This is a genomic window from Ekhidna sp. (genome assembly GCF_965221965.1).
Lineage (GTDB): Bacteria > Bacteroidota > Bacteroidia > Cytophagales > Cyclobacteriaceae > Ekhidna.
In genome coordinates this window covers 1328567-1350307 of the sequence record NZ_OZ244926.1, presented here as the reverse complement: position 1 = coordinate 1350307, position 21741 = coordinate 1328567, and the positions used below count along the sequence as shown (strand labels likewise).

Sequence of the window (21741 nt, the reverse complement as noted above, 5' to 3'; positions counted from 1 at the left end):
GATGTGTAGCAAACAAAAAACCCTCACATCACTGCGAGGGTTTATGATATTCTTATAAAGTAAATACTTATTTCTTCACTGTGTCTACCACTGCTTTGAATGCTTTTGGTTCATTCATTGCCAGGTCAGCTAATGCTTTTCTGTTGATCTCGATTCCAGCTTCTTTCAGCTTACCCATGAATACGGAGTAAGACATCCCGTGCTCACGAGCACCTGCATTTATACGCTGAATCCAAAGTGATCTAAATTCTCTTTTCTTCGCTTTTCTATCTCTGTATGCATAAGACCATCCTTTTTCGATGGCATTCTTAGAAATAGTCCAGACGTTTTTTCTTCTGCCAAAGTATCCTTTGGCGTGCTTCATCATCTTTTTACGACGAGCTCTTGAAGCTACATGATTTACTGATCTCATTTTGTTTTGTTTTTGACGATTGGCGCCCCGCCTTTTACGGAAACTTCAGCCAATAATCGGGTTTTACATTAAACCGGGTTTTTAGCCCATTAATTAAAAAATTACAGATTCAAAAGACGTTTGATATTCGGTTCATCCGCCTTGTCCACTATTGCCATGTATCGAAGATTTCGCTTCTGCTTAGTCTCCTTCTTGGTCAGAATGTGGTTTTTGAATGCATGCTTTCTTTTAATCTTTCCAGTTCCAGTTAGCTTAAATCGCTTCTTAGCACTGGAGTTTGTTTTAAGTTTCGGCATTTCTACTTTATTCTAAACAATTATTAATTACTTCTTCTGTTGTTTGGGTGCTACGAATAAAATCATTCGTTTCCCTTCCATTTTTGGAAGCTGCTCCACTTTTCCCAGTTCTTCCAACGCCTGCGCGAATTTCAGAAGTAGGATCTCCCCTCTGTCCTTGAAAACAATCGTCCTTCCATAGAAGTGAACATATGCTTTCACCTTCGCTCCGTCTTTCAAAAACTTCTTCGCATGATTCAACTTAAAATTGAAATCATGGTCATCCGTGTTGGGACCAAACCGTATCTCTTTGATCACTGTCTTCTGAGCTTTGGCCTTGATCTCCTTTTGCTTCTTCTTCTGTTCGTACTTGAACTTAGAGTAATCGATCACTTTACATACAGGCGGATCGGCGTTTGGTGAAATTTCCACCAAGTCCAGATTTTGCTCTTGAGCAATTTTGATTGCCTGCTCTATTGGGTAAACATCAACCTTCACATTGTCTCCAACCACTCTTACCTTTCGTGCAGTGATTTTCTCATTTACCTTGTAAGGTTCTTCTTTTCTGATTCTTGAAGGACCTCTTCTTCTTAGTTTAGCGATTGTACTCCTTTATTTTAGTTCAACATTGAAAACAAAACGCAAATATCGCGATTATTTGCTCTTAACAAAAACTCAATTGATAAGTTCAGCTACTTTATTGTGGAAAAAACTCACAAATTCATCTTTTTTCATCGAACCTATGTCTCCTTCTCCATGCTGACGAACAGAAACGGCTCCATCCGATTCTTCTTTTTCTCCCACAATTAACATGTAAGGTATCTTTTTCACCTCCGCATCACGGATTTTCTTCCCTATTTTTTCATCGCGCTCATCAATAAATCCACGGATATCATTTTCCTGCATTTGCAGGTAAACTTCCTTAGCGTAATCATGATATTTTTCTGAAATTGGAAGAATCGCAATCTGTTCCGGGGCTAACCATAGAGGAAATTCACCCGCACAGTTTTCAATCAGAATAGCAATAAATCGTTCCATCGACCCAAAAGGTGCCCGGTGGATCATCACCGGTCGGTGCTTCTGATTATCACTTCCCACATATTCCAATTCAAAACGATTTGGTAAGCTATAATCTACCTGAATGGTTCCTAGCTGCCATTTTCTTCCAAGCGCATCCTTCACCATGAAATCAAGTTTTGGACCATAGAAAGCCGCTTCACCATACTCCACTACCGTCTGCAATCCTTTCTCATCAGCCACTTCCTGAATTTCACGCTCGGCACGATCCCAGTCCTCATCTTTTCCAATGTATTTTTCAGGGGTTTCGGGATCTCTCAGAGAAACCTGCGCCGTAAAGTCTCCAAATCCGAGGGCTCCAAAAACATGCAAAACCAAATCGATCACCTTGGCAAACTCCTCTTTCACCTGATCTTGCCTGCAGAAAATATGTGCATCATCCTGTGTAAAGCCACGAACCCGGGTCAAGCCATGAAGCTCACCGCTTTGTTCATATCGGTAGACCGTTCCAAATTCCGCATAGCGAATTGGCAGGTCTTTATACGATCGTGGACGTGACTTATAAATCTCACAGTGATGCGGACAATTCATTGGTTTCAATAAGAATTCCTCATCTTCAGCAGGAGTCTTTATTGGCTGAAAGGAGTCTTCACCATACTTGGCATAATGACCGGAAGTCACGTATAGCTCCTTGCCTCCAATATGTGGCGTGACCACTTGATCATAGCCTGCTTTCAGCTGAGCTTTTCGCATAAAATTCTCCAGACGCTCACGCAACACCGCTCCCTTCGGCAACCAAAGCGGAAGGCCCTTTCCTACCTTTTCGGAGAAGGTGAAAAGCTCCAGTTCTTTTCCGATCTTTCGATGGTCACGAAGCTTAGCTTGTTCGAGCAGTTCCAAATATTCCTTCAGCTCCTTTTGCTTAGGAAATGAAATGGCATACAACCGAGTCAGCTGCTTTCTCTTTTCATCACCTCTCCAATAAGCCCCTGCCACATTGAGGATTTTTACAGCCTTGATATATCCAGTGTGTGGAATATGTGGCCCACGGCACAAGTCAGTAAAGTTGCCCTGATTGTAGAAGGTGATGCTACCATCTTCCAGTCCGTCAATGAGTTCAAGCTTATACTCATCGCCCTTTTCTTTGTAATACTTGATGGCGTCCGCTTTAGAGATATCCTTCCTTGTAAATTCATTCTTCTCTCGTGCCAGTTCGAGCATCTTTTGTTCAATTGCTTCCAGGTTCTCCGCATCGAACTCCTGATCTCCAAAATCGATATCATAGTAAAAGCCATTCTCAATGGGAGGCCCTATACCCAATTTGATTCCCGGATAAAGGGCTTCCAATGCCTCTGCCATCAAATGAGCTGAGGAGTGCCACATGGTTGACTTACCCTCATCATCATTCCATGTTAGAAGCTGAAGCTCCGAGTCTTCTTCGATTGGACGAAATGAGTCTCTGACTTCTCCGTCAACTTTGGCAGCCAATACATTCCTGGCCAGCCCTTCACTAATGCTCATTGCTACATCCAACGCAGTACTTCCTTTGTCGTACTGACGCTTAGATCCATCCGGCAATGTAATGGTGATTTGATCACTCATTAATTCTCAATTTTTTTTGGTTGTAATTCTATCGTGGGAAGCTTTTCTTCCTCAAATTTTAAGCGCTGCAAATATGCAATTTTTCGCTGTATAAGGTCCATCCTTTGCTGTGCTAATGTGTCATTTGGATTCAGATCAACCAGATATTCAAAATATTGTAGCGAAGTGGTAAACCACCCCCGATCCTCATAAAGTCTGCCGGCTTTCCAGAAAGGCTTTCTGTTTGTGGAATCCCTTGTCATCACCTCCGCTAAAACATAGCTCGCTGAATCCCACATTTGATCCTTTTTATACCAATCAGCCAGCAGATAAGCCACTGTATCACGCTGTGTGAATGGCTTAATGGTATTTCTTGCGCGTTGATTTCTATTTGCATTCTCGAGCATGCGTGAATACGCTAATTGAATTTGAAAATCATCTGAATTTCTTTCGGCATAGTCTCCAATCACCTGAAAACCAAGATCATGATAACCCAGTCGACTTAAAATCTGACCGTACTCCCACATGAGCTCATTTTGCGGATCCAACTTATAGAGCTTGCCCAGATTGTAAACAGCTAAAACATGTTCATTCATCTGAAGATATTGCTTGCTAGCAAATGATATTGCCTCTCTTGATTGGTCCTTTACCAGGTACCACCTCAATTCTTCAGAAGCTCTTTTGTTCCTGCCTGATTGAACAAGTGACGCTATGTAGAGATTGGTAAATTCCTTTTTTAACCCATACTCCTGATCCCATTTATCAAAAACCTCAATCAGTAGCTGATATCTTTGATGACGCTGATAATAAGAAATATATTGTCGTACTAACTGATTGGTCATGCCATGTACTTGACGGTACGCTTCCAGCGCTGAAATACATGTGGTGGGCCACTCTAATTGCTCACAATAAAAAAGCTTCTGATCAACCAGACGGTTGTTATCCGGGTCAGACTTCAATTTATCATTGATGCGATCCAATGCGTCATTATAGAATCCAGCATGTAGCTCCGGAACGACGATTTTATCTTCCCTCGGGGAATTACACCCAAATAAGATTACCAATAAAAATAAGGATCTCCACATATGAAGATCAAAGTTAATTTGAAAGCTGTGGATTTAAGGCTTAGTCAGAGCTCTTCTTCAATCTTTCTACATCATTTCGAAGGTTTCCGATCATTTCCATCATTTGATCCATGGACAATTCATTGGTTGTGTTGGGATCCGGGAACTCAACTGAAATATATGCTTTTGCTTCCCATATCTCTACTACCTCGGCTGGATCCAGTTCATAGGCACTGAAAGATTTATTATCAGATACCAGAAAAAGTTTTCCTTTCTCCTCGATGTAATTGAAAACCCTTTTGTACACTACTCCTTCGGACTGGGTGACAAGTACATAAGTATTTCCATTTCGAATATGATCCAGCTGCTCAACATATTTTCCAATAATAATACTGCCTGAAGCAATGGGCAACATGGAGTCTCCTGCAATTTCAAAAGCCCGGTAGGTACCTCCCTTTGGTAAAACAGGTAAATGAAACCGAGGTAGATCAGTCAGATACTCTGGGTCTGCATAGCCATTCGTATAGCCGGCTGCTGCTTTGGTTGGAACAAGCTGAATGTACTCTTCATCCGCATTTTCATCAACGGTGACAGCAAGAACCTTAACATTTTGCTTTGGCATCCTATTTTCTCTGGTAAGGTCTTCATTGATCAGCTCATCCACCGATACTTCAAAAAGCTCTGCCATTTTGGATAAGGTGGTTAATCTCGGATCAGCCCTTCCCTCTTCATATGCGCCGACAGATGGACGGTTAATTCCTAATGCCTGAGCAAAGGTTTCCTGCGTAAAGCCTTTCTTCTTACGCAGGTATTTGATGTTATTTGGTATTCGTGCCATTATTCAAAAATCATAAGGTTGGTTGGTTGAGACTCCTGCCCCACACTAAACAAATGAAGATGACGGGATTCAATACTTCTATCAAGTTCATTCAAACGCTTTCGTATTCGATGGATAACTGATCGCAACGTTTCATCAGCTTCTACGAGCACATAGCCATACAGCTGCTTACTCTGTCGGATTGTCGCAAAAAATTTGACTTGATAGCGACCTGAACTGAGTTTCTTTGAAGTAATCCTCAGTTTATAATAGTCATCTAATATCAAATCTTTCGCTATCTGCATGATCGAGTATTTGATGATAAAATTAGTAAAAAATATTGGATACTAAAATTTTTAGACTTTTTAAGAGGCTAAAACAAAGTGTATCCCCTCCTCATACCCCTTATCCATTAGAAATGACCTGATTTCATCACGAACACCACGGTTAGAAACATATGAAATAATGAAGGATTCATGCTTATCAGGTAGGTTCTTGTAATGTCGGATGTCCTTGCCTTCCTTCACATCAATGTACCCTGTGATCTTAACACCGAGCTCCTTGAGGTGGTCACTTCTTCTTCTGGAAACCCTCCCGGCTCCCCAAATCCATACACGGGGGTGAAAAGGATTGTGTTTTTTTAACCATTTAGCCAGATAAACTGCTTTGATTTTAAAAAACGCATCATGGGAATAACGCTGATCGGTACGGGTAAGCCTGGTTTCTGAATCCCTCCATTTCAAAACGGGCTGGTTTACTTTTTTCATTCTCACGCCCTGTGCCTGAAGTCGAAGAAAGAATTCATAATCTTCCGGAAAGTCTCCATCGCTAAACATCCCATGCTGATCAAAAAGTGATTTTCGAATCATCATCGTAGGATTGGCAATCGGAAATTCCACAAACTGATTTATGTAGATTCCTTCTGGTTCTGTGATTGCATTAAGCCAATTCACATAATGAATAAAACCTTCGTTTTCTGTTGGTCCCAGATACTCAACTAAACCAGAAACCACACCTACCCTTTCATCTGAAAGAAGCATTTCTACCTGATGTTTTAATCTGTGAGGGTATGCGATATCATCTGCATCCATGCGAGCAATGAATGTTCCTCTTGCCTGTCTGATTCCGGCATTGGCTGCATGGACCACTCCCCTTTTTTCCTCGTTGATGAGTCTGACTTGATCATTCTCGTATGATTTTGCCAGCTCTACTGATTCATCCGTCGATCCATTATTCACTAATATCAACTCAAAATGCTGATATGATTGTTGTAGGATACTATCAATGGCCTCCTTTAGATATAGTGCATTATAAAAGGGTAGTACAATTGATACGAGAGGTGTATCAATCATTGCCGCCTTCTTCCTCTTCGGTTGTTCCTTCAGGTGATTCCTCAGTGGCTTCTTCGGGGGTTACTGGATCGTTCTCTGTATCTGGCTTATCCTTTTTCTTCTTTTTGAATAATCCCTTAAAAAATGGCTCTTTGGTTTGAAGCGAATCTGGTGTGCTGCCCACCAGACTATCGGCTAGTGCCGGTTCAGGCTCAGGTCGATTATCTATGAATTTGTATCCGAAATACTTGTTGTAGTATTGCTGCTCAACATTGAAGTCATCTTCAGGATCATACCCATATAAAAACTTCTGCTTTTTTTCCTTCTTCGCTGTTGCCACCGGCTGACTGGCTGCAGAATCCAACGACAAAGAGTCCATTGCGACAGACAGAGAATCCACGGCCAGGGAATCACTGAAATCAGAAGCAACAAACTCATTGGAAACAGGCTCAGGTGCAAGCACATTTTCCATAGGTGCTGTACGCATCTGATATTTTTTGATTGGCGTCCAGGCCGGCTTTATGATACCGTATTTTGTTCGCTTTTGCGTCCTCCATGGAACCACTTTTTCACCGGCATAGGCGTAATAGTCAGTTTTGGGTTGAGTCACCACTCCGAGCGAATCTTCCGGATCACCACCCCGCTGCTGAGCCAGGAATTGGGAGCGGGTATTTTCATCGAGCTGCCAAACATACGAGAAGTAAGCATTTCTGGTGGAATCATCCAAAATGTAAGTGCTCTGATACGCAGAGCATATTACTTTATCCTGACAAGAAATCAGGGATGCATAACACAAAAGGACGATCAGCCTCTTCATAGAGATTGGTTGTGACAAGCAGTGATTTGGATCAAAAATAGGTCTAATTTCTTATATACCTATGAATCAACGACGAAATTGAACTTTTAGTAGATTTATCTGGATGATAAGTTGTTAAAGACATGATCATACATTTTATCTACCCACATTTCGTACATTTTTCCCGAAGGATGAAGGCCATCAGAAGCGATCAAAGAAGAATCTCCTCTGGCTTTTCTTGAAATCGGAGTGATGTCAAAAAACTTAACCCCTCTTAACTTCACTACTTTCTCAGCAATCGCATTGTAGTTATCCAGTTCTGTCGCAATTTTTTCTTCGTCAAGCATTTTCTTTTTAGCAAATGGGGTCATACCATAATCAGGAATGGAAACCACCATCACATTGTTTGGATTACCACCTGCTAATTCTATCGCTTGATTCAGTAATTCCTTGAATTCCTTCTCATACTGCTCCACCGGGTAGCCACGATATTGATTGTTTACTCCAATCAATAACGAAACGAAATCATAGGGCCCTTCAAGATTTGCACTTGCAATCCCTGAGATCAGCTCATCGGTGGTCCAGCCTGTAGTTGCAACGATAACGGGATCCACCTGGATAGAATCTTCTCTTAACCTATGGGCTAATTGGACAGGCCAGCGCTCATCCACATTTACTGATTCACCAATTGTGTAAGAATCGCCAAGGGCAAGAAAAACATACCCATCCTTGCTCTTAGAGTCGGATTTTTGCATAGCGCAGGAGGAAATAATTAAAACACTTAAAAGAAATAGAAAACGCATGATCAGGGATTTCCTGCAAATTAAGGATTTAAGTGATCAAATCCTCGTCTAATCATATTTCGGCATTTACCGTTTTTCCAAAACGAACCGAACAGGGATGATTTTTTTCACCCTAACCGGCATCCCCCTTTGCTTGCCCGGATTCCAGGCCGGAGCATTCTGTATTACCCGTATAGCTTCCTCATCACACCCCGCACCTATTCCTTTTGCCAGTTTAACGTTGGTGATGCTTCCATCCTTTTCAATCACAAACTGCACATACACAGATCCTGAAATACCTAACCTCAGCGCAGCAGAAGGATATTTCAATTCTTCCGCCAGATAAGCATAAAATGCTTCGATCCCCCCTTTTGGTAGAGGCTCTTGCTCTACAATTACAAAAACCTCATCAACCACCTCTTCTTCTTCTGCCGGTGGAATAAAATCCACCACCTCAACTACCTCATTTTCAGTCACCTCCACATCTAGTTCGATGTTAATATCTTCAATCATTTCCGTATCCTTCACTTCAGCAATTTTAAAAACCTCTTGTTTCGGTGGTGGCGGTGGGGGTTGATTACTAATCGGAATTTCAATGATCTCATTTAGGTCCGCCTCAACTTCTCCAAGGTCAACAAGATCACCTGAATCGTACGTTTTCCAATTGATCGCTACGATGGCGAACAAGATGCTAATCACCATCCCCAAATTCAAAAGCATAGGTCTCAGTGCTTTTTCTTTAATGGCACGCTCCTTTTTTATGTCAATCAGGTCTTCCATCGTAGACAAAAGCCTGTGCTTTTGAACGATCTTATGATTGGCCTCAGCAACTTCATTAATTGCGTGAGGAGTGAGGGCAGTGATCTTTCGGGGTTCAATGAGCTTTTTCATAACCTCAAGATTTAAATGGATGATAAGTAAACCTATTGATTATGAAAGCTTTATCTTATGAGCTATACCACCCGGAAAGGTGATTTAAATCAACTCTATCTCACTATAAAACGTCTTTTAACACCTCATTTTTATCAAAAACTGATCGGGCAAACGGACAAAGTGGGACAATACTGATTCCTTTTTTTCGGGCATCCTCTACAGCACGAACCACCATTTTCTTACCTAAGCCAGCTCCTCGCATGGAATCATCCACTTCTGTATGATCAATAATAATACGATCAGTGCCCGCTATGGAATAGGTCATCTCTCCTACTTTCTTCCCTTCCACCTCTACAAAGTATGATCCTTTGGTTTCTGATTCCTGATTTTGTATTTCAATGTCCATCACTTAATTGTTTTAATTCTTCTTTCAGCTTCTTCGGCAGCTTACTCACCACCAACTCATAGCTATGATTGATCAGGTGTCTGATTGTATCATCCGGTACACCTCCATCGGTATAAACAGAATTCCATTGCTTCTTATTCATGTGGTAGCCCGGACGGATGGAACCATCATATTTTTCTCGGAGCTCCACCGCATATTCTTCATCACATTTAAGATTGATGAATTCAAAGGAATCGATACCGGTCAAAGCATACATCTTGTTCATCACCTTGAATACCAAGGTATCAGGTCCAAACGGAGTATGTTCGGTAGTGCCGGGCTTGGCCAAACAATAATCACGGAATTCTTCGATGTTCATAAACACAAATTATATAGTTAGGTAATGTTTTGCAATTTTTAGACTAATCTAACTTTTTGTTTTGTTTATACTAATACATAGTTTTGCTTCATCGTAATTAAAAGAAACGAATTCATGCGAGTAAGCATCTTGATTGGACTCTTAGCACCATTCATTGCGTTTGGGCAGACGGATATAAAAGGAAAAGTGCAAGTTGACAATGATGGTTTTCCGGGAGCTACTGTACGTTTGCTAGATACGGAGTACGGAACAATCACTGGTGCTGATGGTACATTTACGCTCACAGATATTCCAGAGGGATCCTATCAATTAGAAGTGCGATCTGTCGGTTTCAAAATCATCAAACAGGAAATCTCAGTTCCTTCCATAAATTCATTGAATTTTGATCTCGAAGAAAGTACACTTACCATGGATGAAGTGGTGGTGACAGGCACCATGCAGCCAACGTTTGTTTCTCGATCTCCTGTGAAAGTGGAAGTAATCACGGCTAAACATCTTAACACCTACACTCCTGCTGCTGCTACCAGTGTGGTCGAAGGGATTTCTCTGGTCAATGGGATTCAGGAAGTAGTAGCCTGCGGTGTGTGCTTCACGAACAGCATCTCTATCAACGGACTGCCTGGCCCCTACACTGCCATTCTAATGGACGGCTCTCCTATTTACGGAAATCTGGCCTCCGTTTATGGGCTAAATGGCATTCCCAGCATGATCATCGATCGGTTTGAAGTAATCAAAGGACCAAGTTCTACCCTCTACGGTTCGGAGGCAGTAGCCGGGGTGATCAACATTATAACGAAAGATCCTTCAAATCAACCCCTGTTCTCTGCGGATGTGATGGGCACCTCTCACTATGAATCTTTTGGCAATTTTTCATTGGCACCTAAGATCGGAAAAACCTCTGGTTTCATTGGCCTGAACTATGCCTACATCAATGACTTTGATGACCGAAACGGAGATGGGTTTGGAGATAATATCAACCTGGATCGTATTTCCCTCTTTTCAAAATGGGACATCTCTAGACCATCAGAAAAGCGATTTACGATATCCGGAAAATATTACTACGAAGACCGAAGAAACGGCGTAAAGGAGTTTCTGGAGAATCGGAACTACCAGGAACTGAGGGGAAGTAATGAAATTTACGGGGAAAGTATCTATACGTATAGATATGAGCTTTTCGGAACATATGAATTAGCTACCAGTGAAAAGATCCGATTGGATTATTCTTTGAGTACCCATGAGCAGGATAGCTACTATGGCGCAGACTATTATCAGGCATCACAAGACATTCTATTCACAAACTTAATCTGGGATAAACCACTAAAGAATCATCAACTAACCACGGGTCTAACCTCACGCTACCAAACGTACAACGATAATACAATCGCTACGGAATCGAATGGTGAGAATCAGCCGGACAATCAATACATACCCGGGCTTTTTCTACAAGATGAGTGGAGTATATCAGATCATTTCACGGCGCTCTCCGGTTTGAGACTGGATCATTATGAAGGTCACGGACTGATCCCCGCTCCACGACTAAGTTTGAAATACAAGCCGGGAGAATGGACGACCCTTCGTTCCAATTTTGGAACCGGTTTTCGTATCGTGAATCTCTTTACTGAAGATCATGCCTTTGTTACTGGCCAGCGGGAGGTTGTCATTGAAGAGGAGCTACAACCGGAAGAGTCCTATAATTTCTCACTCAATCTGAATCATGTTTATACGCTTGGAGCCAGCCAGGGTATGATTGATATTGATGCGTTCTACACTTACTTCACCAACAAAATAACACCAGATTACTCCGATGAAGATCAGATTCGATATGCAAACACAGATGGATTTGCTGTGAGTAAGGGAATCGGAATCAGCATCCAGCAGGAGCTGGCTTTTCCGCTCGCTTTCAATGCTGGCATTAACATTCAGAATGTAACCGAAAAAGAAAATGGAGAAAAAAGAGAGATTGAATTTGCTCCGTCATGGACAGGTATTTTTACAGCCAACTACCAATATAAACCCTGGAATCTTACCTTGGCATACACTGCCAGACTGACCGGTCCGATGGCACTTCCTGAAGTTTATGATTTGGATGAAAACGGAAACCCACTTCCAAACCCACGGCCTACCTCCTCTTCTACTTTTGCTATTCACAATTTGCAGGTTGCGAAAGACTTTAAAAATGGATGGTCAGTATACGGAGGCTTGCAAAATATCTTTGATTATGTGCAGCCCTGGTCGCCTTTAACCGGCACCAATGACCCTAATGCCAATCTCGGATTTAGCGACAGCTTTGATACCGCCTACGCCTACTCTCCCATTCACGGAAGAGAGGTGTACATAGGAGTTAGTTGGAGTTTGGCGAAGTAACCCCCAGCCTCCTCTGAAGGGGTGCCTCCAGAGTTTTGAATACGGTGAGTTTTTTGTTTGAGTATTGACCTTAAGCCGGTTGGGCTCTTCATTTTTGGCTTAGCCCAAAAACGAAGCAAAAAATCCAAGGCTGTAAATAAATTCCTAAAATTCAGACTGTTAGGCAGAATGAAATCCAAACTCGCTACACTCAAACAGTGGATTTCAACTCGATCATCATTGTCTGAATTTCTTAACGGAATTTCTTTAAAGGCCACTTCAAAATCCAAAAATCAAAGAATTTCTCCCTATTTTGTGGTTTGATCTCTATTATTTGATGGAATAAGTACTCTTCAAAGTGAATTAAGACGCTTTTTTCTCAAAAGCCGATTATCAAGAATGCTCTGTTTGGAAATTAATGGTGTTTCATTGGATCCCTTTAGGGGTGCAAGGGTCTGTAGCTTTTAAAAACCAATCGCTGCACCAAATCCAATAAAAGAATCTGGTGAAATATCAGACAGACCAATACCCCCACTGATATCCACCTGAAAGTTGTTGCTTACCAGATAGATAATCCCTGCATTGAACCGGTGATCTGAATCATCTTCATAAAAAAAACCATAAGGCTCAGCGAAAGCAGTCCATCCGGGAAGGATCGAATAACCGAGCACAGCAGAATAGAGTGTAGTCGTATTATCAGTCGGAAACTGCATACCAATATTGTAGCCCAGCGACCAAAACTCACCCAGTGTGTTTGAGAAATTTAGTCGAACCTCCGGAATTGGATCTCCCGGCCTGAATTCGTTTTTTCCATTGTTGAGAGTAACCTGTCCAATGATACTGGTCTGCGGCATTGCTCCTCGCTCAGTTACCAAATGCACCTTGGTTCCCAATGTGATAGGAGTTAAGCCACTAACCTTTGAATCTGTAAGGTCATTTTTCACCTGCTGAATATTTTGCGTGATCCTAAGTTCGGCAAACTTTAGCAATCCTACCCGTGCATGAAAATTCGCAAACGTTGTGGTAGAAAAATCACCTGCAGACTCATGAATAAATCCATATTCAACGATGGCTGTTCCCAGGGGAACGACAGTTGAGGCTGCCGACTGTGTGGGACGGTCAGTAATGATTGGATCTGAGTCCTGAGCAAAAACAAATGCTGTGCTCAAGAAAAGGGTGATTATTAAAAATCTTTTCATGTAGCGAAAATAGTAAACCGACTACTTAGAGATTCGATTTCACTGAATTTTTACGCCCGTGAGATGGCTCTCACAATCATCACTATCACAGCACCTAGAAACATCAGGATGGAAATCTTATTGATTGTATGCATGGCTTTTAGATTAAAGCTCTTGGGACGGTTTGGATCTTTCTTTCTAAAAAAATAAGTCAGTACTTCGGTAAAGTCAAAATAGTTGACTTTTTCCTCCTTTTTGTTCTGTTCTTGATGTTCCATACGCAAATGAAACCACAAACTTAAGCAAAGTGTTTCCTATTTAATTAATGCAATTAGGTTGCATAAACTATATTTGTAGCATGCAGGAAAACCTGAAACAAATACTGAGAAATCATAGCTTGAGAATTACGGATTGTCGACTGGACGTAATGCAATTTTTTCTTGATGAGAAGAATGCGCTTTCACAAGGTGATTTGGAGAATAGATTTTCAGAATACGACCGTGTAACACTCTATAGAACCCTTAATAGCTTTCTGGATTCGGGCATCCTGCATAAAATCCCGAACGAAACAGGCAGTGCTACCTATGGACTGTGCCACGACACCTGTTCCCCGGAACATCATGACCACAACCACATTCACTTCAAGTGTAATTCCTGCGGGCAGATTGAGTGTCTGGATGAAAAACAACCCATGCCAAACATTTCACTCCCCAAAGGATATGAAGCTGAGGGAGTCAATCTCATTGTAGACGGCACATGTGCCAACTGTTCGTAAAATGAGATACTTAACGATTATTTTTCTTATTGTTAGCTTTCATGGGTTTGCTCAAACCACCAATTGCAACCGCTCTGTTTCCGGAAAGATCCTGGATATAGACACCAATGAGCCCTTACCATTTGCTACCGTAAAGGTGAAAGACACTAACCTGGGTGCTGTAGCAGATGAATTAGGTCAATTTAAGATTACCGGTATTTGTCAGGACGAGATTGATTTGGAAGTTCGGTTTCTTGGCTATAAAACAGTGGTCCATCATCACGATTTCCATCACCCATCTCCTGTGATTTTTATGGCTCCTGAAGAAACCTTGCTTGAAAGTGTGGTAGTAGAGGAAAAGCTGAATGCCCATGAGCTAAAAACACTTGAACCCAAAAATTTTTCCATAAGTGCTTCAGATAGAAGTGGAACTACAGCAGCGGATCTTCTCACTAAATCTTCAGGTGTTAATACCCTCAAAACAGGACAAAATGTAGTAAAACCAATTGTTCATGGCTTGCATTCCAATAGGGTTCTTATAATCAATAATGGTGTAAGGCATTCTTACCAGGCATGGGGAAATGAGCATGCACCAGAAATCGATCCTTCTCAAATAGATAGAATCCAGCTTATCAAAGGTTCCTCAACTGTGAGATACGGGCCAAATGCCTTAGGGGGTGTAATCTTATTTGATGCACCTCAACCATCTTATAATCAACCAATTGAGGGCAATATTGGTATTGGCTATCAGACCAATGGCAGATCAATTAGCTCCGAATTAAGCATCAAACAAGGATTGAAGCGACATGCCTGGCAGGTGAGCATAAACGGCACCAAACAAGGTGATCTAAAAGCTCCGGATTACTATCTCACAAATACCGGAAAGAAAGAATTTGGCTATTCACTTTCATCGAAACACCATTTTTCCTGGATTGATATCGATTTGTACGCCAGCCACTTTGAGCAGGAACTTGGGCTGTTACGAGGTTCTGTTAATGGAAATCTCATTGATTTAATTAATGCTATAGGGGCATCTTCTCCTAATGATACGAGGAGTTATTTCTCCTATGATATTAGAACCCCACGACAAGAAACTGTACATGATCTTTTCAAATTCAAGTCAGCAATATTCATCGGAGAACAACAATTCGATATACAATACGCTTATCAGAGAAACGAAAGGCGCGAATTTGATATCCGCCGAGGTACCAATAACGATAGGCCAGCAATTGACCTACTGCTAAAAACACATACCCTTGATCTAGACTGGGATCACCCAAGTCAAGGCAGTCTTGCTGGAACCCTGGGAGTTCAGGCCTTTTATCAAGACAATGATAATATTCCGGGAACCAACACCATCCCTTTTGTCCCTAACTACAATAATTCCAGTATTGGAATATTTAGTATTGAATCATTGACTAAAGGAAAAACAACCTACGAGGCGGGCATTCGCTATGATTTTTTAAATATGAATGTCAGAGGCAGAGATTCAAGTAATGACATTTATAGGGACAATCGCAATTATCAAAACTTCACATTTACAGTAGGCTTGATCCATCAATTAAACGAAGAGCTATCGATCCGAACCAACATTGGAACAGCATGGCGTTCACCCAATATTGGAGAGCTATTCAGCTTTGGAAGACACCAAATTAGGTATGAGTATGGTATCTGGAGATACAATTTGCCTCCAAGTGGAATTAACAGCAACTCCATTTTCACCAAAGCCACCGAAAACGAACGTGGGATCAAATGGATATCATCCTTTGACCTTCGGAAACCAACCATTGAATTGGAGTTTACTCCTTACATAAACTGGATTGATAATTATTTCTTTATCCGACCTTACGGTATCACCAATACCGTACGAGGAGCATTCCCCTATTTCATCTATGATCAAACAACTGCCCTATATTATGGAACAGACCTTGACATTAGGAAAAAGTTTAATAAAAAAACGGAGGCTGAATTGAAAGCTTCCTTTGTGTATGCGGAGGATATAAAAAGCAACCAACCGTTTATTGGAATTCCTCCTTTCAACATTCAGTTAGAAGTTTCCAGAAAGCTTGGAAATTTTATCTTTCAATTGAACCCAACATGGACGGCCAAACAGACACATGCTCCTCCAGTAATCGATGCAGAAAACTTTATAGCTAATGAAAATATCACTTTTGATCAGTCTGTGATCTTTGATTTTTTAGCTCCACCAGACTCCTTTTTCCTTTTAAATGCGTCTGTTCAATATGAGAAAAATAATTTCTCAACAAAACTGACTGGTGCTAATCTTCTTGATACATCATACCGTAGTTATATGGATCAATATCGCTATTTCGCAGATGACATAGGAGTTAATCTCAAACTCTTTATGAGCTACTCATTTTAATTTATACAACATTGTTGCATTTGTAAGGATGGGGTTTTATACTTGCAATAATATTGCATTAATATAATTCAACTATAAAACATGAAACACATCAGAAATTATTTATTAGTCGGACTAATCGTAACCGGAGGACTTCTTACCAGCTGCGGAGATGATGATGCACCTGCTGCCGAAAACGAAGAAGAGGTAATCGACCTGGTGACACTTACCTTCACACCTCAAGGTGGCGGGACAGCAATTGTAGCAAAAGCAGAAGATCCGGATGGCGAAGGAGTTACTGATTTTGAAACGGAAGCAATCAATCTCAATATCAACACGACATATAATCTTTCAATAACCATTGAAAATACCGAGGAAGGTGAAAATATCACCGAAGAGATTGCGGAAGAAGATGAAGAACACATGTTTTTCTTTTCATTCACTACAGACATCTTCAGCGATCCGGCAGGGAATGGAAATGTGGACAGCAGATCGGATGACGTAAACTATAGCGATCAAGATGCAGATGGAAATCCGATAGGCTTATCTACCAGTTGGACAACTGCTGATATAACATCCAGTAATGGAGAATTCCGAGTGATTTTAAAGCACCAGCCTGATATCAAATCTTCAACCTCGACATCTACAGATGGTGAGTCTGATATTGACATCACCTGGACCATAAATATCAATGACTAATCTCTCATCATAATATTAGGTTAAAAATTAGGTTAGCTAGATGAATCCACTCCTCGGAGTGGATTTTTTTGTTTGATATTCGTGTTATCTGATTATGCCTGACATTACCACCAGAAAAGATATCGAGTTACTTGTAGACAAATTCTACGAGCAGGTTATTGAAGATGACACAATTGGGATTTTCTTTACTGAGGTGGTGAAGTTGGATTGGAACGTACATATCCCGATCATGTATGATTTCTGGGAAACGATCCTTCTTGATAACATGGTGTACAAAGGCAACCCCATGCTCAAGCACATTCAGCTAAATCAAAAGAAGAAACTGCAACCTCAACATTTTGAAAGATGGCTTGAGCTTTGGGAAACGACCGTCAATAATCACTTCGAAGGACCGAAAGCGGAAGAAGCGATAAGTCGGGCAAAGCAGATTGCTAGTCTCATGAAATACAAAGTGGAAAACATATCATAACTTCCATTTAGCTACTTTTACCACATGACTGAGATACCACCCTGCCCCAACTGTAAATCACCATACGCCTACCCAGCCGACAGCCTGCTCATGTGTCCGGAATGTGGGCACGAATGGAATCCGGATGAGCCATCTGAACAAGGCGATGATGTGATTAAAGATGCTAACGGAAACATACTACAAGATGGCGACTCAGTGGTGGTTATTAAAGATCTACCCGTGAAAGGTGCTCCTAAACCGGTTAAGGCTGGCACCAAGGTGAAAAACATCCGTCTCACTGATGGTGATCACAACATCGATTGCAAAATTGACGGGTTCGGCTCAATGGCACTTAAATCTGAGTTTGTGAAGAAGGCTAATTAAAACATCTCCACATCCATCTTAACTGTCACATCCGAATCATGGCAAATAGTCTTCTGTAACCCTTTGCAGCGGGACATCTCATATTTATAGAAAAAGTCAAGCGTGTGCAGCTTACTTTTCTTGAAGCTTTCGTCCTGATCCAAGGCCACTATTCCCATTTTAAGCCACTGCCATCCAATTACTACCGTTCCGAATAGATCCATGAAGATCGTTGCATCAGCGAGGTAACGCTCATGGTTGCCTTTCATCGCATGTGGCATCAGGTGCCCAAGACATATTTCAATGAGCTTTGCCCCCTCACCAAGGGTCATAGCGTAAGGTTTAAGCTCATCATGATTCATAGCCGACTTAATAGTTGTCTCGATTTCGTTTGCCAATAGCTTTAAAGCTGCTCCCTCCATCATGGTCACCTTGCGTCCCATCAGGTCCAAAGATTGAATACCCGTAGTTCCTTCATAGATGGAAATGATTCGGATATCTCGCAAGTACTGTTGCAGGATGAAATCCATCATGTATCCATAGCCTCCTAAAATCTGTAGTCCGGTATCTACGGCATCTTTGCCTGCCTCTGAAGGGTACGTTTTCGCTACGGGTGTAAGAATCTCTGCGAGCAGGTGGTATTTATTTTTTTCCTCACCGTCGGAAACCATTTGCATATCTACATACCTGGCGCACTCAAGAATAAGACTCAAACTCCCCTCCACAATCGCCTTTTGATGCAGCAACATGCGCTTCACATCCGGGTGATTGATAATCAATGTTTGCTCCTGGCTTGGGTCTTTCTTACCTGTGCTTTGCAGTTTTCTTCCCTGAGGCCGTTCTTTCGCGTACTGCAATGAAGCATAATAAGCAGCTGAAGCGATCCCTGTTCCCATTCGTCCGGTGGCGATCCTGGCCTCATTCATCATCTGAAACATGTAGGTCAGCCCTTTGTTTTCTTCACCTATCAGGTAGCCAATACTCTCTCCACTGTCTCCAAAAGCCAGGTGATTCGTGCAATAGCTTCTTTGTCCAAGTTTTTCAAATTCCCCAACCACATCAACGTGATTATAGTCTCCTAAACTGCCATCGTTATTCACAAGATATTGAGGAACGACAAACAACGAAACACCTTTGGTTCCAGCCGGAGCACCTTCTACTCGTGCCAGTACCAAGTGAATGAAATTATCCGAGAACTGGTGATCGCTAGCCGAGATAAATATCTTTTGTCCTTTGATGGAATAGGTTCCATCAACAACAGGTTTAGCCGATGAGATAATATCTGAAAGCGAACTTCCTGCCTGTGGCTCAGTAAGACACATGGTACCTCCCCACTTCATTTCCAGCATGTTGGGTACATACTTTTGTTTCAATTCCTCCGTACCAAATGTCACAATCAGATTAGCAGCTCCGGCTGTAAGCCCCATATAGCCTGTGACATGATTATTGGCAGCCTCCATGATAAAATACAACGCATTGAATACCATCAATGGCAACTGCATTCCTCCATCCTTCTCATCCATAAACCCGCCAATCAAACTCATCTCTCCTGCCTTTTTCAGCACCGGGCCAAATTGCTCGTGCACCGTCACCCGTCCATCTTTAAAAACGGAAGGCTTTTCATCCATTTCCTTGATGTAAGGAAATAAGGAGCCATCGCTAAAGTCCTTTACTGCGTCCAGCAGCAGCTCGATGGATTGCTTATCAAAAGCAGCGTAGCGGTCGTGCTTCAGTAAGCTTTCTAATTGATGAACATCATTTAGTAAGAATGAGAGGGTTTTAGGATCGTAGTATTGCATGGGTTATGTATTGGCTTAGCTCCTCAAATTAGTGAAAGTGAGGGGAATGAGCAATCAAAAAAAACAGCCTCTAAAGGCACTCCTCCCTATTGATGTTTTACTCTCACATAGCTGTATAAGCAACATAAAAGGTATATTTGAAAGGTAGAAAGCAACACAATGTAGTTCACATTAGATTTTAGAGGTAAGTTGAAAAACTATGGATAATAATAAATCAACAAGATTGGCTAATAAACTTTTCCCTGTAAAAGAGGAATATGAGATTGACATTCTTGACATACCAGCAGATAAAAGGAAGCTTAATACCGAAACTTATGACTTCACAGTATCAACCATAGTTGAATATATAAGTGAAAAACATATTGACATTCCAATGTTCCAAAGAGGATATGTTTGGAACAGAGCACAAGCATCACGACTCATTGAATCACTCATTATACAATGCCCTATTCCAGTAGTGTATTTAAGTCAAAATACTGATGAAACCCTTTCTGTTATTGATGGTAATCAAAGGCTAACGAGTATTAGTTTATATCTAAATGACGAGTTCCCTCTTACTGGTTTAGCAACTTATCCCGAATTAGATGGATTCAGGTTCTCAGAGTTAGACCCCCGTTTTCAAAGACATATCCGAAACCGTACAATTAGATGCATTGTTATTTTAAAAGACACTCATCCACAAATAAAATTTGATGTTTTTGAAAGACTAAATACAGGTTCGGTAAAACTAAACCCACAAGAATTAAGACATGGAATTTACAACGGACCTCTAATTGAGACAATAGAAGAACTGAGTAATAATTCTCAATTTAAAAAGGCGACATCAACCACTAATGATAAGAGGATGAAAGGAGAGGAAATGATTCTAAGATTCTTTGCATTACATGATGATTGGCAAAATTATCAGAAACCAATGACCACTTATCTCAACAATTATGCTGAAAACAATAGGTTTTTTGATCATGAAAATTTAAACCGCCTTTCACGAACTTTTAAATCAAATTTCAATAAGTGCATTGAACTTTATGGTGAGTATACCTTCAAAACATTTGATGAAAAGAGAAAGAGGTTGAAGTCAAATACTGCTCTTTTTGATGCTCAGATGATTTCAATGTCAATAATCAATCCTCCAATAGGGCGGTTGGAAGAAATCGATAAGAATAGGGTCATTGCAAGACTGTCTGAATTAATGAATGATGAAGATTTCTATGGTAGTCTTACAAAAGGAACCACAGACCGTAATACGGTTCATAAGAGGATTAATGAATACACAGATTTTTTAAGAAACATATTGAGCTAAGACATGCCATACCAAAAGAGTCAGGCGAGATTTGACTTTGAAGCAGGCACTAAATCGCTTAAGCAGGTTGCTAAACAAGTTTCTTATAAATCTTCGCCTTTAAAATATGATCAAAAGCTTTTGATTTTTCAGTCAACCATTTTTTTGATGTCTGCAAAGATTGAAGAGTACACAAAAGTGCTTATTGAAAAAATCATTTTTAATTATAAATCAAAAAATGCTTTAATGAAGGAAATTCCAGAAAACATAAGAACCAAAGCATTGATTGATAACCAATTATATCATTACAAAAACTATAACCACAACACAGATGAAAGAAAGCTTATTGAAAAAATAAGTTGCAATAAGGATTATTATGAAATTTTGAATCCTGATAATAGGTACAGAAATAGTATAAATTCAAAAAGTGTTATTGCAACAAACAAATATCCTTCAGTTAAAAATATAAAAATATTATACTTCAGGATTGGCATAAAAGATATTTTCAATGAGATAGCGAAACGAGGCAAAAAAGATTATAAGGGCCAATTAGAGTCTTTTTTAAGTGTTAGAGAAGCTATCGCCCATCAAGAAGCTCCAGTTCTAACATATCAGGATGTAGAAAGGCATTTAGGTAACTTGAACGATTTAATCAATAAAATAGACAGGGTAGTTTACAGTCACATAGTTAAAACTTCTGGTGATGATTATTGGAACTAAAACTATTGCCAAAATAATGCAACAATAGTAACAATATAGTCTACTTTATTTTCTATAGTCATTCTGAATTTATTTCAGAATCTA

At 40.7% G+C, this 21741-nt stretch carries 24 protein-coding genes; 8 read left to right on the top strand and 16 right to left on the bottom strand.

The window, feature by feature from the left end; translation table 11 throughout:
• Positions 1-67: 67 nt before the first annotated feature.
• The 13 genes from rplT to ACOQON_RS06565 all read right to left on the bottom strand — a co-directional run bounded on the left by rplT (position 68) and on the right by ACOQON_RS06565 (position 9712).
• Complete coding sequence (rplT, locus tag ACOQON_RS06625; protein WP_420578138.1) at positions 68-412, bottom strand: 50S ribosomal protein L20; 345 nt, start codon at positions 410-412, stop codon at positions 68-70.
• A gap of 101 nt (positions 413-513) precedes the next feature.
• On the bottom strand, positions 514-708 hold the full coding sequence (gene rpmI, locus ACOQON_RS06620) for a 50S ribosomal protein L35 (RefSeq protein WP_420578137.1): 195 nt from the start codon (positions 706-708) through the stop codon (positions 514-516).
• A gap of 27 nt (positions 709-735) precedes the next feature.
• Complete coding sequence (gene infC / locus ACOQON_RS06615) at positions 736-1290, bottom strand: translation initiation factor IF-3 (RefSeq protein ID WP_349567729.1); 555 nt, start codon at positions 1288-1290, stop codon at positions 736-738.
• A gap of 72 nt (positions 1291-1362) precedes the next feature.
• Positions 1363-3306, bottom strand: coding sequence for a threonine--tRNA ligase (thrS, locus tag ACOQON_RS06610; RefSeq protein WP_420578136.1), 1944 nt, complete (start codon positions 3304-3306; stop codon positions 1363-1365).
• A complete protein-coding gene (locus ACOQON_RS06605) occupies positions 3306-4370 on the bottom strand; it encodes a tetratricopeptide repeat protein (RefSeq protein WP_420578135.1) in 1065 nt (354 codons plus the stop codon). Before ACOQON_RS06605 ends, thrS begins: the two co-directional genes overlap by 1 nt.
• Before the next feature lie 40 nt (positions 4371-4410).
• Positions 4411-5187: a helix-turn-helix domain-containing protein gene (locus ACOQON_RS06600; RefSeq protein ID WP_420578134.1), complete on the bottom strand. Its 777-nt coding sequence runs from the start codon at positions 5185-5187 to the stop codon at positions 4411-4413.
• Positions 5187-5471: a hypothetical protein gene (locus ACOQON_RS06595; protein ID WP_420578133.1), complete on the bottom strand. Its 285-nt coding sequence runs from the start codon at positions 5469-5471 to the stop codon at positions 5187-5189. Before ACOQON_RS06595 ends, ACOQON_RS06600 begins: the two co-directional genes overlap by 1 nt.
• Positions 5472-5531: 60 nt before the next feature.
• Positions 5532-6518, bottom strand: a complete 987-nt coding sequence (locus tag ACOQON_RS06590) for a glycosyltransferase family 2 protein (RefSeq protein ID WP_420578132.1) — start codon at positions 6516-6518, stop codon at positions 5532-5534.
• A complete protein-coding gene (locus tag ACOQON_RS06585) occupies positions 6511-7314 on the bottom strand; it encodes a hypothetical protein (RefSeq protein ID WP_420578131.1) in 804 nt (267 codons plus the stop codon). Before ACOQON_RS06585 ends, ACOQON_RS06590 begins: the two co-directional genes overlap by 8 nt.
• 95 nt (positions 7315-7409) lie before the next feature.
• Positions 7410-8048: an SGNH/GDSL hydrolase family protein gene (locus ACOQON_RS06580; protein WP_420578130.1), complete on the bottom strand. Its 639-nt coding sequence runs from the start codon at positions 8046-8048 to the stop codon at positions 7410-7412.
• 114 nt (positions 8049-8162) lie between these two features.
• A complete protein-coding gene (locus tag ACOQON_RS06575; RefSeq protein WP_420578129.1) occupies positions 8163-8966 on the bottom strand; it encodes an energy transducer TonB in 804 nt (267 codons plus the stop codon).
• Between the two features lie 103 nt (positions 8967-9069).
• Entirely contained in the window at positions 9070-9354 is a 285-nt protein-coding gene (locus tag ACOQON_RS06570; protein WP_420578128.1) for a GNAT family N-acetyltransferase, read from the bottom strand.
• On the bottom strand, positions 9344-9712 hold the full coding sequence (locus ACOQON_RS06565; protein ID WP_420578127.1) for an MmcQ/YjbR family DNA-binding protein: 369 nt from the start codon (positions 9710-9712) through the stop codon (positions 9344-9346). The genes ACOQON_RS06570 and ACOQON_RS06565 overlap by 11 nt, the downstream gene beginning before the upstream one ends.
• Positions 9713-9826: 114 nt before the next feature.
• Between ACOQON_RS06565 and ACOQON_RS06560 the strand changes: the two genes are divergently transcribed.
• Positions 9827-12076, top strand: coding sequence for a TonB-dependent receptor (locus ACOQON_RS06560; protein WP_420578126.1), 2250 nt, complete (start codon positions 9827-9829; stop codon positions 12074-12076).
• 443 nt (positions 12077-12519) lie between these two features.
• Here ACOQON_RS06560 and ACOQON_RS06555 read toward each other — a convergent pair whose 3' ends face one another.
• Complete coding sequence (locus ACOQON_RS06555) at positions 12520-13254, bottom strand: transporter (RefSeq protein ID WP_420578125.1); 735 nt, start codon at positions 13252-13254, stop codon at positions 12520-12522.
• A 50-nt stretch (positions 13255-13304) separates the two neighbouring features.
• A complete protein-coding gene (locus ACOQON_RS06550; RefSeq protein ID WP_420578124.1) occupies positions 13305-13511 on the bottom strand; it encodes a DUF6728 family protein in 207 nt (68 codons plus the stop codon).
• 80 nt (positions 13512-13591) lie between these two features.
• On the opposite strand from ACOQON_RS06550, the gene ACOQON_RS06545 reads away from it, so the two are divergent.
• From ACOQON_RS06545 to ACOQON_RS06525, 5 genes are all read left to right on the top strand, one after another.
• Positions 13592-14008, top strand: a complete 417-nt coding sequence (locus ACOQON_RS06545) for a Fur family transcriptional regulator (RefSeq protein WP_420578123.1) — start codon at positions 13592-13594, stop codon at positions 14006-14008.
• Between the two features lies 1 nt (position 14009).
• Positions 14010-16370 (top strand): TonB-dependent receptor, encoded by a 2361-nt coding sequence (locus ACOQON_RS06540; protein ID WP_420578122.1) that lies wholly within the window; start codon positions 14010-14012, stop codon positions 16368-16370.
• Positions 16371-16451: 81 nt separating this feature from the next.
• Positions 16452-17048: a hypothetical protein gene (locus ACOQON_RS06535; RefSeq protein WP_420578121.1), complete on the top strand. Its 597-nt coding sequence runs from the start codon at positions 16452-16454 to the stop codon at positions 17046-17048.
• Between the two features lie 94 nt (positions 17049-17142).
• On the top strand, positions 17143-17517 hold the full coding sequence (locus tag ACOQON_RS06530) for a group III truncated hemoglobin (protein ID WP_420578120.1): 375 nt from the start codon (positions 17143-17145) through the stop codon (positions 17515-17517).
• Between the two features lie 24 nt (positions 17518-17541).
• Positions 17542-17880 (top strand): zinc ribbon domain-containing protein YjdM, encoded by a 339-nt coding sequence (locus tag ACOQON_RS06525; RefSeq protein ID WP_420578119.1) that lies wholly within the window; start codon positions 17542-17544, stop codon positions 17878-17880.
• On the opposite strand, the gene ACOQON_RS06520 is transcribed toward ACOQON_RS06525, so the two are convergent.
• Positions 17877-19658 (bottom strand): acyl-CoA dehydrogenase, encoded by a 1782-nt coding sequence (locus ACOQON_RS06520; RefSeq protein ID WP_420578118.1) that lies wholly within the window; start codon positions 19656-19658, stop codon positions 17877-17879. The two genes, ACOQON_RS06525 and ACOQON_RS06520, sit on opposite strands and share 4 nt — an antisense overlap.
• A gap of 199 nt (positions 19659-19857) precedes the next feature.
• On the opposite strand from ACOQON_RS06520, the gene ACOQON_RS06515 reads away from it, so the two are divergent.
• Positions 19858-20958: a DUF262 domain-containing protein gene (locus tag ACOQON_RS06515; RefSeq protein WP_420578117.1), complete on the top strand. Its 1101-nt coding sequence runs from the start codon at positions 19858-19860 to the stop codon at positions 20956-20958.
• 3 nt (positions 20959-20961) lie between these two features.
• Positions 20962-21657: a HEPN domain-containing protein gene (locus ACOQON_RS06510; RefSeq protein WP_420578116.1), complete on the top strand. Its 696-nt coding sequence runs from the start codon at positions 20962-20964 to the stop codon at positions 21655-21657.
• The last annotated feature ends 84 nt before the right edge of the window (positions 21658-21741 follow it).

Coding starts and splice junctions, on each gene's coding strand:
- rplT (WP_420578138.1), bottom strand. CDS start 412: ATGAGATCAGTAAATCATGTAGCTTCAAGAGCTCGTCGTAAAAAGATG.
- rpmI (WP_420578137.1), bottom strand. CDS start 708: ATGCCGAAACTTAAAACAAACTCCAGTGCTAAGAAGCGATTTAAGCTA.
- thrS (WP_420578136.1), bottom strand. CDS start 3,306: ATGAGTGATCAAATCACCATTACATTGCCGGATGGATCTAAGCGTCAG.
- ACOQON_RS06605 (WP_420578135.1), bottom strand. CDS start 4,370: ATGTGGAGATCCTTATTTTTATTGGTAATCTTATTTGGGTGTAATTCC.
- ACOQON_RS06600 (WP_420578134.1), bottom strand. CDS start 5,187: ATGGCACGAATACCAAATAACATCAAATACCTGCGTAAGAAGAAAGGC.
- ACOQON_RS06595 (WP_420578133.1), bottom strand. CDS start 5,471: ATGCAGATAGCGAAAGATTTGATATTAGATGACTATTATAAACTGAGG.
- ACOQON_RS06590 (WP_420578132.1), bottom strand. CDS start 6,518: ATGATTGATACACCTCTCGTATCAATTGTACTACCCTTTTATAATGCA.
- ACOQON_RS06585 (WP_420578131.1), bottom strand. CDS start 7,314: ATGAAGAGGCTGATCGTCCTTTTGTGTTATGCATCCCTGATTTCTTGT.
- ACOQON_RS06580 (WP_420578130.1), bottom strand. CDS start 8,048: ATGCAAAAATCCGACTCTAAGAGCAAGGATGGGTATGTTTTTCTTGCC.
- ACOQON_RS06575 (WP_420578129.1), bottom strand. CDS start 8,966: ATGAAAAAGCTCATTGAACCCCGAAAGATCACTGCCCTCACTCCTCAC.
- ACOQON_RS06570 (WP_420578128.1), bottom strand. CDS start 9,354: ATGGACATTGAAATACAAAATCAGGAATCAGAAACCAAAGGATCATAC.
- ACOQON_RS06565 (WP_420578127.1), bottom strand. CDS start 9,712: ATGAACATCGAAGAATTCCGTGATTATTGTTTGGCCAAGCCCGGCACT.
- ACOQON_RS06560 (WP_420578126.1), top strand. CDS start 9,827: ATGCGAGTAAGCATCTTGATTGGACTCTTAGCACCATTCATTGCGTTT.
- ACOQON_RS06555 (WP_420578125.1), bottom strand. CDS start 13,254: ATGAAAAGATTTTTAATAATCACCCTTTTCTTGAGCACAGCATTTGTT.
- ACOQON_RS06550 (WP_420578124.1), bottom strand. CDS start 13,511: ATGGAACATCAAGAACAGAACAAAAAGGAGGAAAAAGTCAACTATTTT.
- ACOQON_RS06545 (WP_420578123.1), top strand. CDS start 13,592: ATGCAGGAAAACCTGAAACAAATACTGAGAAATCATAGCTTGAGAATT.
- ACOQON_RS06540 (WP_420578122.1), top strand. CDS start 14,010: ATGAGATACTTAACGATTATTTTTCTTATTGTTAGCTTTCATGGGTTT.
- ACOQON_RS06535 (WP_420578121.1), top strand. CDS start 16,452: ATGAAACACATCAGAAATTATTTATTAGTCGGACTAATCGTAACCGGA.
- ACOQON_RS06530 (WP_420578120.1), top strand. CDS start 17,143: ATGCCTGACATTACCACCAGAAAAGATATCGAGTTACTTGTAGACAAA.
- ACOQON_RS06525 (WP_420578119.1), top strand. CDS start 17,542: ATGACTGAGATACCACCCTGCCCCAACTGTAAATCACCATACGCCTAC.
- ACOQON_RS06520 (WP_420578118.1), bottom strand. CDS start 19,658: ATGCAATACTACGATCCTAAAACCCTCTCATTCTTACTAAATGATGTT.
- ACOQON_RS06515 (WP_420578117.1), top strand. CDS start 19,858: ATGGATAATAATAAATCAACAAGATTGGCTAATAAACTTTTCCCTGTA.
- ACOQON_RS06510 (WP_420578116.1), top strand. CDS start 20,962: ATGCCATACCAAAAGAGTCAGGCGAGATTTGACTTTGAAGCAGGCACT.